12 protein-coding genes and 1 pseudogene are annotated in these 12,642 nt (G+C 72.1%); 11 read left to right on the top strand and 2 right to left on the bottom strand.

Annotated features, from left to right (window positions below; all coding sequences use genetic code 11):
• Positions 1-52 precede the first annotated feature (52 nt).
• From glmS to JOF37_RS06530, 8 genes are read left to right on the top strand one after another with little or no spacing between them, the layout of a single operon-like run.
• Positions 53-1,903, top strand: coding sequence for a glutamine--fructose-6-phosphate transaminase (isomerizing) (gene glmS, locus JOF37_RS06565; RefSeq protein WP_210006114.1), 1,851 nt, complete (start codon positions 53-55; stop codon positions 1,901-1,903).
• Between the two features lie 25 nt (positions 1,904-1,928).
• On the top strand, positions 1,929-2,285 hold the full coding sequence (locus JOF37_RS06560) for a holo-ACP synthase (protein WP_210006113.1): 357 nt from the start codon (positions 1,929-1,931) through the stop codon (positions 2,283-2,285).
• Positions 2,282-3,427, top strand: a complete 1,146-nt coding sequence (alr, locus tag JOF37_RS06555) for an alanine racemase (RefSeq protein ID WP_210006112.1) — start codon at positions 2,282-2,284, stop codon at positions 3,425-3,427. Before JOF37_RS06560 ends, alr begins: the two co-directional genes overlap by 4 nt.
• A gap of 5 nt (positions 3,428-3,432) precedes the next feature.
• Positions 3,433-3,927, top strand: coding sequence for a tRNA (adenosine(37)-N6)-threonylcarbamoyltransferase complex ATPase subunit type 1 TsaE (tsaE, locus tag JOF37_RS06550; RefSeq protein WP_210007701.1), 495 nt, complete (start codon positions 3,433-3,435; stop codon positions 3,925-3,927).
• Positions 3,928-3,965: 38 nt separating this feature from the next.
• Positions 3,966-4,622 carry a tRNA (adenosine(37)-N6)-threonylcarbamoyltransferase complex dimerization subunit type 1 TsaB gene (gene tsaB, locus JOF37_RS06545; RefSeq protein ID WP_210006111.1) on the top strand — a complete coding sequence of 219 codons (657 nt, stop codon included), beginning with the start codon at positions 3,966-3,968 and terminating at the stop codon, positions 4,620-4,622.
• Positions 4,619-5,095 carry a ribosomal protein S18-alanine N-acetyltransferase gene (rimI, locus tag JOF37_RS06540; protein ID WP_210006110.1) on the top strand — a complete coding sequence of 159 codons (477 nt, stop codon included), beginning with the start codon at positions 4,619-4,621 and terminating at the stop codon, positions 5,093-5,095. Before tsaB ends, rimI begins: the two co-directional genes overlap by 4 nt.
• The gene (gene tsaD / locus JOF37_RS06535; protein ID WP_210006109.1) at positions 5,092-6,159 is read left to right on the top strand and encodes a tRNA (adenosine(37)-N6)-threonylcarbamoyltransferase complex transferase subunit TsaD; all 1,068 of its coding nucleotides are present in this window, start codon (positions 5,092-5,094) and stop codon (positions 6,157-6,159) included. Before rimI ends, tsaD begins: the two co-directional genes overlap by 4 nt.
• Complete coding sequence (locus JOF37_RS06530; protein ID WP_210006108.1) at positions 6,156-6,446, top strand: hypothetical protein; 291 nt, start codon at positions 6,156-6,158, stop codon at positions 6,444-6,446. The genes tsaD and JOF37_RS06530 overlap by 4 nt, the downstream gene beginning before the upstream one ends.
• A gap of 10 nt (positions 6,447-6,456) precedes the next feature.
• Here JOF37_RS06530 and JOF37_RS06525 read toward each other — a convergent pair.
• Positions 6,457-7,640: pseudogene (locus JOF37_RS06525) on the bottom strand (THUMP-like domain-containing protein).
• A 133-nt stretch (positions 7,641-7,773) separates the two neighbouring features.
• Here JOF37_RS06525 and groES point away from each other — a divergent pair.
• From groES to JOF37_RS06510, 3 genes are all read left to right on the top strand, one after another.
• Positions 7,774-8,070, top strand: coding sequence for a co-chaperone GroES (groES, locus tag JOF37_RS06520; RefSeq protein ID WP_023954390.1), 297 nt, complete (start codon positions 7,774-7,776; stop codon positions 8,068-8,070).
• A 124-nt stretch (positions 8,071-8,194) separates the two neighbouring features.
• On the top strand, positions 8,195-9,136 hold the full coding sequence (rarD, locus tag JOF37_RS06515) for an EamA family transporter RarD (RefSeq protein WP_210006107.1): 942 nt from the start codon (positions 8,195-8,197) through the stop codon (positions 9,134-9,136).
• A gap of 215 nt (positions 9,137-9,351) precedes the next feature.
• A complete protein-coding gene (locus JOF37_RS06510) occupies positions 9,352-10,707 on the top strand; it encodes an ABC transporter substrate-binding protein (RefSeq protein WP_210006106.1) in 1,356 nt (451 codons plus the stop codon).
• A gap of 860 nt (positions 10,708-11,567) precedes the next feature.
• On the opposite strand, the gene JOF37_RS06505 is transcribed toward JOF37_RS06510, so the two are convergent.
• Positions 11,568-12,545, bottom strand: a complete 978-nt coding sequence (locus JOF37_RS06505) for a putative endonuclease domain-containing protein (RefSeq protein WP_210006105.1) — start codon at positions 12,543-12,545, stop codon at positions 11,568-11,570.
• Positions 12,546-12,642: the final 97 nt, after the last annotated feature.

Raw genomic sequence — 12,642 nt, 5'->3', positions numbered from 1 at the left:
CGCTCATCGCGGACGCCGAGGGGCGCACTCGCCGCGATCTAGGATGGACCCCATGTGCGGAATCATCGGCTACGTGGGCCCCCGGCCCTCGCAGGACATCCTGATCTCGGGCCTGGCCCGTCTCGAGTACCGCGGCTACGACTCCGCCGGCATCGCCGTCATCGACGGCGACGGGGGCCTGGGCACCCGCAAGCGCGCGGGCAAGCTGCAGGTGCTGCGCGACGATCTCGCCGCCCACCCGCTCGCCGAGGGGACGACCGGCATCGGCCACACCCGGTGGGCGACGCACGGCGGCCCGACCGACGCCAACGCGCACCCCCACCTGGCCGACGACGACAAGCTCGCCGTCATCCACAACGGCATCATCGAGAACTTCGCCGAGCTGAAGGCCGAGCTCGTCGACGCCGGCCACACCTTCCGCAGCGAGACCGACACCGAGGTCGCTGCCGCTCTGCTCGGCCGCGAGTACGCGGCATCCGGTGACCTCGTCGAGGCCTTCCGCGCGACGGTGTCGCGTCTCGAGGGCGCGTTCACCCTGCTCGCGCTGCACCGCGACCAGCCGGGCCTCGTCGTGGGCGCCCGTCGCAACTCGCCCCTCGTGATCGGCCTCGGTGACGGCGAGAACTTCCTCGGCTCCGACGTCGCCGCGTTCGTCGAGCACACCCGCCACGCCCTGGCGATCGGTCAGGACGAGATCGTCGCGATCACCCCCGACGAGGTCACCGTCACCGACTTCTCGGGCGACGCCGTCGACGTCGAGCCGTTCGAGGTCGTCTGGGACGCCGCCGCGGCCGACAAGGGCGGCTGGTCGTCGTTCATGGCCAAGGAGGTCTCGGAAGAGCCCGAGGCCGTCGCCAACACGATCCGCGGCCGCGTCCACGACGGTCTCGTGCAGATCCCCGAGCTCGACGGTCTCGACGAGCTGTTCACCGGCATCGATCGCATCATCGTCATCGCCTGCGGCACCGCCGCCTACGCCGGCATGGTCGGCAAGTACGCCCTCGAGCAGTGGGCCCGGGTGCCCGTCGACGTCGAGCTCGCGCACGAGTTCCGCTACCGCGACCCCGTGATCGGCGAGCGGACGCTCGTGGTCTCGATCAGCCAGTCCGGCGAGACCATGGACACGCTCATGGCCGTGAAGTTCGCGCGCGAAGCGGGCGCGAAGACGCTGTCCATCTGCAACACCCAGGGCGCGACCATCCCGCGCGAGTCCGACGCGATCGTCTACACGCACGCCGGTCCCGAGGTGGCCGTCGCCTCGACCAAGGCCTTCGTCGCGCAGATCACCGCGCTGTACCTGCTCGCCCTGCACGTGGGCCGGGTGCGCGGTGCCCTCGACGCCGACACGATCGCCGCGCAGGTGGCGCAGCTCGAGGCGGTGCCCGAGAAGATCGCCCGCGTGCTGGCGACCGAGCAGGAGCACATCGAGCAGTTCGCGCACTGGATGGCCGACACCCGCTCGGTGATCTTCCTCGGCCGTCACGTCGGCTACCCGATCGCCCTCGAGGGCGCGCTCAAGCTCAAGGAGATCTCGTACATCCACGCCGAAGGCTTCGCCGCCGGTGAGCTCAAGCACGGTCCCATCGCCCTCATCGAGCCGGGTCAGCCCGTGTTCGTCATGGTGCCCTCGCCCAGCAGCTCGCCGCTGCTGCACGCCAAGGTCGTCTCGAACATCCAGGAGATCCGCGCCCGCGGCGCCCGCATCATCGCGGTCGCCGAAGAGGGGGATGCCGCTGTGCTCCCGTTCGCCGACGAGGTGCTGCGCATCCCGCTGGCCGAGCCGCTGTTCGAGCCGCTGCTCGCGGTGGTGCCGCTGCACATCTTCGCGATGGGCCTCGCGACCGCGAAGGGCCTCGACGTCGACCAGCCGCGCAACCTGGCGAAGTCGGTCACGGTCGAGTGAGCCGGGCACGGCGGGGAGGGATGCCGTGATCGTGGGCATCGGCGTCGACCTCGTCGACGTGCCGCGCTTCGAGCGTTCGCTCGAGCGCACCCCGCGTCTGCTCGACCGACTCTTCTCGCCGGGCGAACGTGCGCTCAAGCCCCGCTCGCTCGCGGCCCGCTACGCCGCGAAGGAAGCGCTCATCAAGGCGCTCGGCGGCTCGGAGGGCGTGCACTGGGTCGACATCGAGGTGACCTCCGAGGCATCCGGGCGGCCCGTGTTCGCGCTGAGCGGCGAGACGGCTCGCACGGTGACGGGCCGCGGCGTGACCGCGCTGCACCTGTCGCTGTCGCACGACGCGAACCTCGCGACCGCCTACGTCGTGGCTGAGGCGGCGGCATGAGCCCGGCGAGCCGCCGTCCGCTGCGCGAGGCGCTCGTCGACGTCGACGCGATCGAGCAGAACGTCCGGCATCTGCGGCGGATGGTGCAGACCGAGGTCATCGCCGTCGTGAAGGCCGACGGGTACGGCCACGGGGCCGTGCGCGCCGCTGAGGCCGCGCTGGCGGGCGGAGCGTCCCGGCTGGGCGTCGCCGACATCGGCGAGGCTCTCGCGCTGCGGGCGGCGGGCATCACGGCCCCGGTCGTGGCCTGGCTCCACGCCCCCGACGAGGATTTCCGCACCGCTGCCGAGCACGGCGTCGAGCTCGGCATCTCGAGCTTCGCGCAGCTGCAGGCCGCTGCGGCCGCGGCATCCGGTGAGCAGCCCGTGGGGGTGCACCTCAAGGTCGAGACGGGGCTCGGACGCAACGGCGTCGAGCCGCACGAGTGGCGTCGCGTCTGCGCCGAGGCCGCACGGCTCGAGCGCGTCGGGCGGCTGCGGGTGGTCGGTGTGTTCAGCCACCTCTCCAACACGAGCGCCGACGACGACCGCGCCGCGTTGGGCCGGTTCCACGCGGCGCTGGACGAGGCGGCCGAGGTCGGGCTCACACCGCCGCTGCGTCACATCGCCGCCTCGCACGCGGCGATCGCGCTGCCCGAGGCCCGGCTGAACTGCGTGCGATTGGGCATCGCGGTGTACGGGCTGTCGCCGATCGCGGGACGCGACTCGGCTGATCTCGGGCTGCGCCCGGCGATGACTCTGCGCACCGCGGTGGCCGCGGTGCGGCGGGTGCCGGCCGGCCAGGGTGTCTCGTACGGCTACACGCATCGAGCCGCCACCGAGACGACGCTGGCGCTCGTGCCGCTGGGTTATGCCGACGGCGTGCCCCGCCACGCGTCGGGTCGCGGACCCGTCGTGATCGGTGGGCGCCGGTATACCGTCGCCGGACGCATCGCGATGGACCAGTTCGTCGTCGACGTGGGTGACGCCGACGTCTCGGTCGGCGACGAGGCGATCCTGTTCGGCGACCCGACTCTCGGCGCTCCGAGCGCGGCCGACTGGGCCGACGCCGCCGAGACGATCGACTACGAGATCGTGACCCGGATCGGTGCCCGCGTGCACCGCACCACGGTGACGTCTGAGAGAGGGGAGGACCGACGGTGAGCGGAATGGACGAATACCTCGGGCAGCGCGAGGTCACCTCGGCCGAGGACATGGAGGCCTGGGGTCGCGAGATCGGCGCACGTCTGCGCGCGGGCGACCTCGTCGTGCTGACCGGCCCGCTCGGCGCCGGCAAGACGACGCTGACGCGGGGCATCGGTGCGGGCCTGGGCGTGCGCGGTCCCATCCAGAGCCCGACCTTCGTCATCGCCCGGACGCATCCCTCGCTCGTCGACGGGCCGCCGCTCGTGCACGTCGACGCCTACCGCCTCGGCTCGCCCGCCGAACTGGCCGACCTCGACCTCGACCTCGACGCGAGCGTCACGATCGTCGAGTGGGGCCACGGGATGGTCGACGGGCTGCGCGACAGCTGGTGGGAGATCGAGCTCGAGCGCGGCTGGAGCGGCACGGGCCTCGACAACGCTTGCGGCACGAGTGGGCCGGCGGCGGCCGAGATGGCGGATGCCGCTCCGCGCATCGTCACGGTCACTCGACGCCCCTGAGGAGCGCGGGCACGCCGGGGCCGACTACCCTGGATGACGTGATTCTGGGCATCGACACCTCGATCGGCACGGCCGTCGCGGTCGTCGACCCGGACGGCGCCGTGCGGGCCGAGGCGGTCAGCCCCGACACCCGCGGCCATGCCGAGGTCATCGGCGAGCTGATCGTGCGTGCCCTGTCGGCGGCCGGTCTCAGCGGCCCCGACATCACCGCGGTCGCCGCGGGGATGGGCCCGGGCCCGTTCACGGGGCTGCGCGTCGGCATCGCGGCGGCCCGTGCCTTCGCGCTCGGTCGCGGCATCCCGCTCGTCCCGGTTGCGAGCCACGACGCGGCGGCCCTGGCGCGCATGCGTCCCGGCTCCGGCTTCGCGGCCCCCCTCGAGGGCGAGCCGATCGCGATCGTCACCGACGCGCGGCGACGCGAGCTCGCCGTCTCGGTCTACCGGGTCGAGGGCGGACTGCCCGTGCGCATCGTCGATCCGCACCTCGTCCCGCGCGCCTCGACCGACGTCGTGCCGTTGTTCGGCGCGTCGGCGGGCGAGCTCGACGAGACGACGCGCATCAGCGCCGTCGCCCTCGCGCGCATCGCCGCGTCGCGGTTGCGCGCGGGCGACCTCGCCGACGCCGTCGTCGAGCCGCTGTACCTGCGCGCCCCGGACGTGAGCGTCCCCGCCGGCCCGAAGAAGGTGGGCTCGTGACGCTGCGCGCGGCGACACGTGACGACCTCGACGCGATCATGGCGCTCGAGGAATCCGCGTTCCCGAGCGACGCCTGGAGCCGCACGGCGATGGCCGCCGAGATCGCCTCGCCCCACGGCCGGTACCTCGTCGACGACGAGTCGGGCCGGGTCGTGGGCTACGGGGGAGTGCGCGCCGTCGTGGGCGCCGGCGACGCCGACATCCAGACCATCGCCCTCCACGCCGACGTGCGCGGCACCGGCCGCGGTCGAGCGCTGCTGCGCGCGCTGCTGGACGAGGCCCGCGAGCGGCGCGCCCGACAGGTGTTCCTCGAGGTGCGTGCCGACAACCCGGTCGCGCAGCGCCTCTACGCCTCCGAGGGGTTCGTCGAGATCGCCCGCAGGCCGCGGTACTACCAGCCCGACGACATCGACGCGATTATCATGCAGCTGAACCTCCCGCAGCCGGGAACAGCCGGGAAGGCCGACCGATGAGCCCCGCCATCCGCCGTGACGAGCCCCTCGTGCTCGGCATCGAGACGAGCTGCGACGAGACCGGGATCGGCATCGTCCGCGGCCGCACGCTGCTGTCGAACACCATCGCGAGCTCGATGGCCGAGCACGCGCGGTACGGCGGCGTCGTGCCCGAGGTCGCGGCGCGAGCTCACCTCGAGGCTCTGCAACCCGCGATCGAAGCGGCGGTGGCCGAGGCCGGCGTCGAGCTGAGCGATCTCGACGCGGTGGCCGTCACGAGTGGTCCCGGGCTCGCCGGCGCGCTGATGGTCGGCGTGGGCGCCGCGAAGTCGCTCGCCGTCGCGCTCGACAAGCCGCTCTACGCCGTCAACCACCTCGTGGGCCACATCGCCGCCGACATCCTCACGGGTGACGACGTCGAGTACCCGACTGTCGCGCTGCTGGTCAGCGGCGGGCACACGTCGCTGCTGCTCGTGCGCGATCTCGTGTCGGACGTCGAGATGCTCGGCGAGACGATGGATGACGCCGCGGGCGAGGCCTTCGACAAGATCGCCCGCATCCTCGGCCTGCCCTATCCCGGCGGGCCCGAGATCGACCGCGCCGCCGCGACGGGCGACCCAAACGCGATCCGCTTTCCGCGCGGGCTCTCGCGAGCCTCCGACATGGCGGCGCACCGCTACGACTTCTCGTTCTCGGGCCTGAAGACCGCCGTCGCCCGCTGGATCGAGCAGCGCGAGGCGGCGGGCGAACCCGTCCCGGTCGCCGACGTGGCCGCGTCGTTCCGCGAAGCGGTCGTCGACGTGCTGGTGACCAAGGCGCTCGACGCCTGCGCGCAGCACGGGGTGCCGCGCCTGCTGCTCGGCGGCGGCGTCATCGCCAACCGGCGCCTGCGCGAGGTCGCGCTCGAGCGCGCCGCCGCGGCGGGCGTCGCGGTGCGCATTCCGCCGCTGAGTCTGTGCACCGACAACGGCGCCATGATCGCCGCCCTCGCTGCCGAACTGATCGCCGGGGGCGCCGCGCCGTCGACCCTCGCGTTCGGCGCCGACTCCACACTTCCGGTCACCGAGATCCAGGTCCGGGGATGACCGAGCCGGTCCCGCCCCGTGTCGAGTGGGCGCCCGAGCCGGAGGTGCTGCCGCGGTCCGGCGGTTGGGCGCTCACCCTCGCGATCGTCGGGCTCCTGCTCTCGCTTCTCGTCGGCTGGGCCTTCCCCCTGGGCATCGCGGCGGTCGTCCTGGCGATCCTCGCGCTGCGCCGCCCCTGGGAGAGCCGTGCCGTCGGCGTCTGGGCGCTCGTGCTGGGGTCGCTGTCGCTGGTCTACAGCGCGGGCTGGCTCGTGTGGGGCGCGATGCAGGCCGGCATGATCGGCTGACGCGCTGCGATCACACCCGGTCCGCGAGGACCGCGGCTCGTCGGTCGCCGATGCGCGTGAGGAAGAGCGTCGCCGAGTTCGGGCCCGAGAGCGCGAGCTTCTTGCGGAACTGCGCGGGGTCGACATCCACGCCCCGCTTCTTGATCTCGAGCGTGCCGATGGCCTCGCGTCGCAGCACCGCGTCGATGTCACGGGTTCTCAGCGGCAGCACTTCGCGCACGCGGAACGTGGCGGCGAACGGCGTGGTCTTCGCGTCGTCCGAGGTCATGTAGGCCGTGCCGCCGGCGAGCATGCCGGCATCCAGCGATCGGGCGACCTCGCCGATCAGGCGCGCGCGGATGACGGCACCGTCGGGCTCGTGCAGGTAGGCGCCGAGCGGCCGCTCCGCCGCGTCCGAAGCGTCGGCGGCGGCGGTCAGCTCGGCGGCCGTGTCACCGCGCAGCACGAGGGCGGCGCGACGGATGCCGGGCCGGGCCAGAGCCCCCGACCACAGCACGAGCTCGATGGTCGAGCCGTCGGCGCTGATCCACTGCGCCTCGACGTCGTCGGGGAGGTCGTCGCGGTCGTACGCGGGGCCGAGCTTGATGCCGGTGGGCAGCTGCCGCGCCAGGTCGAAGGCCCAGGGCAGCGCCGGGGTGTAGTCGGATGCCGTCAGCCGCCGCGTCTCGCCGTGCCGGCGGTGCGCCGCGCGGGATCGAGCCAGACGCCGTCGATGCCGTCGAGCGGCGTGTCCTCGGCGCGGCCGTGGCGCACGCGCGCGGTGTCGCCGAACGGAGCCAGGTTGTACGCGGCGATGGCGGCGGTGATCTCGTCCGCGTCGACCGCGAGGACGTCGAGGCCGATGCCGGCGAGACCGAGCGCGTCGCCGCCGATGCCGCAGCCGAGGTCGGCGACGCGGTGCATGCCCGCGTCGCGGAACCGACCCGCGTGGCGCGCGGCGACGGCCAGACGCGTCGCCTGCTCGAGGCCCGCACGCGTGAACAGCATGCGGTCCGCGAACGGCCCGAACTTGGCGCGGGCCCGCTCCCGCAGACGTGCTTGACCGACCGCCGCCGACACCAGGTCGGGCGAGAGTCCCTCGCGCCGCAGTCGCGACACCGCGGCCGCGGCATCCGCCGTCGACGAGATGTGCAGCGAGTCGACGAGCCGCAGCCCCTCGGGGGTCAGCAGGGCGGAAAGCTCGGCGTGATCCACTCGGTCAGCCTACGCCCCGCGTCCGCGTGCGGTTGGCACTCGCGTTGCGTGAGTGCCAACGTCCCCCTAGACTCGGAGTTGGCACTCTCAGGGTGAGATTGCCAACGAGTCTTGTCGAAGAAAGAGGTAGACCGTGTCGGTTTCCATCAAGCCGCTCGAGGACCGCATCGTCATCAAGCAGGTCGAGGCCGAGCAGACCACCGCGAGTGGTCTGGTCATCCCCGACACCGCCAAGGAGAAGCCCCAGGAGGGCGAGGTCGTGGCCGTGGGCCCCGGCCGCATCGATGACAACGGCAACCGCGTTCCGCTCGACGTCGCCGTCGGCGACCGGGTGATCTACAGCAAGTACGGCGGGACCGAGGTCAAGTTCGGCGCCGACGAGTTCCTCGTCCTGTCGGCGCGCGACGTCCTCGCCGTCGTCGTCCGCTGACGCATAGCTCTTCTCCGAAGGCCCGGGTGCACATCGCACCCGGGCCTTCGTCGTGGCGGGCGGGCGACGCTCGATGGCAGCCGCGCGCGCGACGCGCGTGTCATGACCGAACTAGAGTTGGCTCGTGACACCCCTCGACCCCGCCCGCGAACGCACGCTCGGCGGGGTCTACGCTTTCGCCGCGTACGTCCTCTGGGGCTTCATGCCCCTGTACTTCCTGCTGCTGGCGCCGATGGGCCCCTTCGAGGTGGTGTCGTGGCGCATCCTGTTCTCGCTCGTGTTCTGCGCCGTGCTGCTCACCGTGCTGCGCACCTGGCGCAAGCTGATCGCCATCCTGCGCACGCCGCGACTCGTGCTGTGGACGATCGTCGCCGGCATCCTGATCTACATCAACTGGCAGGTGTTCCTGATCAGCACCCTGACCGGTCACGTGATCGAGGGCAGCCTCGGGTACTTCATCAACCCGATCGTCACCGTGCTGCTGGGCGTGCTCGTGCTGAAGGAACGGCTGCGCGTGGCGCAGTGGGTCGCGATCGGCATCGCCGTCGTCGCCGTGGGCGTCATCGTCGTCGGCTACGGGGCGTTCCCCTGGATCGCGCTGATGCTCGCCGCGAGCTTCGGCACGTACGGTCTCGTGAAGAAGCAGATCGGCCCGTCGGTCGACGCGGTCAGCGGCCTCACGCTCGAGTCGCTCTGGCTCGCCCCCATCGCGATCGTGCAGGCGATCGTCGTCGCCGTCACCGGTGGACTCGTGCTCGGCACCGTGAGCCCGGGGCACACCGCCCTCGTGACCCTCGCCGGCGTCGTGACCGCCGTGCCGCTGCTGTTCTTCGCCGCCGGAGCCCGCCGCAGCAGCCTGACGGTGATCGGACTGCTGCAGTTCGTCGCGCCGATCCTGCAGTTCATCACCGGCGCCTGGATCCTCGGCGAGCCGATGCCGCTGGAGCGCTGGATCGGGTTCAGTCTCGTCTGGCTCGCGCTCGTCGTGCTGAGCGTCGACTCGCTGCGTGCCGCGCGTCGACCTCGCCGCGCGACCGACGCCGACGACGTCGCTCCCGTCGTCTGACCCGTCCGGCGCCCGAGGCCGCGGACACACGATCGGGTTTCGCGTGGCACCGGTACCATCCGCGGAATCGCGCGGAGGCGGGCGGGCCGGAAGTAACGATTCGGTCGCGTAACAGACCGTTAACACATCGCAACATCCCCGATGCAGCGGCGCCACTAGGTTTGACCCAACCTCGCGGAGCTTCGGTCCCGCGGTCCCACTCATCAAGGAGCACAATGGGCGTTCTCACCCGTTCCCGCACCGCGAAGGTCATCGGCGGCATCGCCGTGATCGGCGCGAGTGCACTCGTCCTGGCCGGATGCGCCGGCGGCAGCGACCCGGCTGCCTCGGGCGACGCCGGCGGCGACGCGGCCGACTTCCCGATCGACTGCGCCGAGGCCGAACCCGCGTCCTACACGCCCGAGTACACCTCGACGTCGACAGGTCCCGGCACCGACCTCACCTACACCATCGGCACCGCGCTGCCCCAGACCGGCAACCTCGCCTTCCTCGGCCCGCCCGAGATCTCGGCCACCGAGTTCGCCGCGTCGCAGATCAACGCCGCCGGCAAGGGCATCACGATCGACCTCAAGCAGGGCGACTCGGGCGACACCGACAACAAGGCCTACGAGACCGAGATCCCTCGACTGCTGGGCGAAGGTGCCACGGCGATCGTCGGTGCGGCATCCTCGGGCACGTCGCTGCAGTTCATCGACCAGGTCATCGCGGCCAACGCGATCCAGTTCTCGCCCGCCAACACCTCGGCTGCCTTCACCGGCTACGAGGACAAGGGTCTGTACTGGCGCACCGCCCCCTCCGACGTCCTGCAGGGCGAGGTGCTCGGCAACCTGATCGGCGCCGACGGCAACGAGACGCTCGGCATGATCGTGCTGAACGACTCGTACGGCACCGGTCTGGCCTGCTTCACGAAGGCCGCGTTCGAGGCAGCGGGTGGCGAGGTCGTCGCGACCTCGCTGTACAACACCGGTGACACCAACTTCTCGGCTCAGGTCGAGGACGTGCTGGCCGCCGGCCCCGACGCGATCGCGCTGATCACGTTCGAAGAGGTCAAGACGATCATCCCCGAGCTCATCGGTGCCGACGTGGCTCCCGAGAAGCTCTACTTCGTCGACGGAAACCTCGCGAACTTCACCGACGACTTCGAGCCCGGCACCCTCGCCGGCGCGAAGGGCACCTACCCGGCGGTCGACCCCGCGACCATCTCGTCGTTCCGCGACGAGCTGCAGACGTTCTGGACCGGGGCCGGCAACGCCGAGCTGCAGGACTTCACCTACGCGCCGGAGTCCTACGACGCGGTCGTCCTGCTCGCCCTCGCGGCGCTGCAGGCCGGCTCGACGGCGGGCCCCGATGTCGCAGCGAACCTGCAGGCGGTCTCGGGCGGTGCGGGCGAGGGCACGAAGTGCACCACCTTCGCCGAGTGCGCCGACCTGATCATCGCCGGTGAGGCCGCCGACTACGACGGCGTCTCGGGACCGATCACCTTCAACGAGGTAGGCGACCCCACGGAGGCATCCATCGGTGTCTTCGAGTACGGCGACGACAACAACTACGAGTTCGTCCGCGTCGGCTGATCCCTGACGCAGCGAAAGGCCCCGGTCATGCGACCGGGGTCTTTTCGCGTGCTCGGGGTGGGGTGGCTTCAGTTGGCGGGTGGTGCCCGTTCGCGGGGTGGGAGGGGGCGTGAGGTGTCAGGTGAGCGGGGAGGGGTCGGTTCGCTTGGCAGGTGGTGCCCGCTGCTGCGCCGTGCGGGGGCGTGAGGTGTCAGGTGAGTCCGAGCGGCGCGAGGTGGGGCTGCGTGGGGCGGGGCTGCGTCAGGGTGGGGGGCTGCGTCAGGGTGGGGCGGCGCGAGGTTGAGTTGGCAGGTGGTGCCCGTTCGCGGGGTGGGAGGGGGCGTGAGGTGTCAGGTGAGCGGGGAGGTGTCGGTTCGCTTGGCAGGTGGTGCCCGCTGCCGCGCTGTGCGGGGGCGTGAGTTGTCAGGTGAGTCCGAGCTGCGCGAGGCGGGGCTGCGCGAGGTGGGGCTGCGTGGGGTTGGGTCTGCGTCGGGGTGGGGCGGCGCGAGGTTGAGTTGGCAGGTGGTGCCCGTTCGCGGGGTGGGAGGGGGCGTGAGGTGTCAGGTGAGCGGGGAGGGGTCGGTTCGCTTGGCAGGTGGTGCCCGCTGCTGCGCCGTGCGGGGGCGTGGGTTGTCAGGTGAGTCCGAGCTGCGCGAGGCGGGGCTGCGCGAGGTGGGGCTGCGTGGGGTTGGGTCTGCGTCGGGGTGGGGCGGCGCGAGGTTGAGTTGGCAGGTGGTGCCCCTTCGCGGGGTGGGAAGCGGCGTGAGGTGCCAGGTGAGGGGTGAGGTGTCGGTTCGCCTGGCAGGTGGTGCCCACTGCTGCGCTCTGAGGGGGCGTGAGGTGTCAGGTGAGTCCGAGCTGCGCGAGGCGGGGATGCGGCGTCAGCTCGTCGGCGACCACTCGCGGCGGCGCAGCGCATCGCCGACGATGCGCGGCGCGGCGGGACGCGGATGCCGGATGTGCGACGCGGCCAGCCGGATGACCTCGAACCCGAGTGCCGCATAGCCGGTGTGCTTCTCGATATCCCGCGCCCACTGCTCGGTCGAGGTGCGATGGTGATCCCCCTCGACCTCCGCGATCACGCGATAGCGGGGCCACACGGCATCCGCGATTCCGACCAGGCGGCCGGTGCGATCTCGAATCTCGAGGTCCAGCACCGGCTCGGGCAGCCCGGCGGCGGTCAGCTCGAGGCGGCAGTCGGTCTCCAGCGGCGACATCGACCCCACACGGATCAGCGACAGTGCCTCCGCGAGCTTCGCCGCGCCGACCCGGCGGCCAGCGGTTGCGGCAGCCGCGAGCGACTCGGGCGTGGTCCGTCGCTGATCGGGGCGGCGGACGCCGCCCGCGCCACGCGGCACCCGGACGAGGGCGTCTCCCGCTCGGACGAGCTCGCGCACATCGGCATCCCGTCCGAGCATGGCCCACGTCGACGCGGGGTCCGACACCCGGAGGCCCTCGAGCGAGGTGAGTACGACGTGCGTCGGAGCGAACTGATGCCCGCGGATGCCGCGGCGGCGGGGCGCGCGCCGGGGCGCGATGACCCCGACATCGAGCTCGGTGCGAGGTGCGATCCCCGCGCCCCACAGGATCGCTGCCGTGCGACCGCAGAAGAACGCGTCGTCCGACATGACCTGCACGTACGAGGCCGCATCGGCGAGCACGCGGCGCCGGACAGCCCGGTCCTCCGCGAGCGGCCCGCTGTCGGCGACATCCTCGGTGCGTCGGCGGCGGACGCCGCGGAACGGGGTCTCGAGGTCGGACGCACGCATCCGCTTAGCCGAGACCCCCAGAGCGGATGCCGCCGAGCACGAGAACGCGTCGCCCAGGGCGGGAGGCAGAGGCTGGGGAGGTCGCGGCATCCTTCGATCGTCGCAGTCGGCTCCGCGCGACATTCGGGTAGAGACGCCAGGTGTGCGTAACACCCGCGGTTCGCTCGCGGGGGAGGAGGCGCGGCGC

The organism is Microbacterium imperiale (assembly GCF_017876655.1).
In the GTDB taxonomy this organism is placed as follows: domain Bacteria; phylum Actinomycetota; class Actinomycetes; order Actinomycetales; family Microbacteriaceae; genus Microbacterium; species Microbacterium imperiale.
The sequence above is the reverse complement of the archived record's forward strand: the minus strand, read 5'-3'. Positions and strand labels throughout refer to the sequence as shown.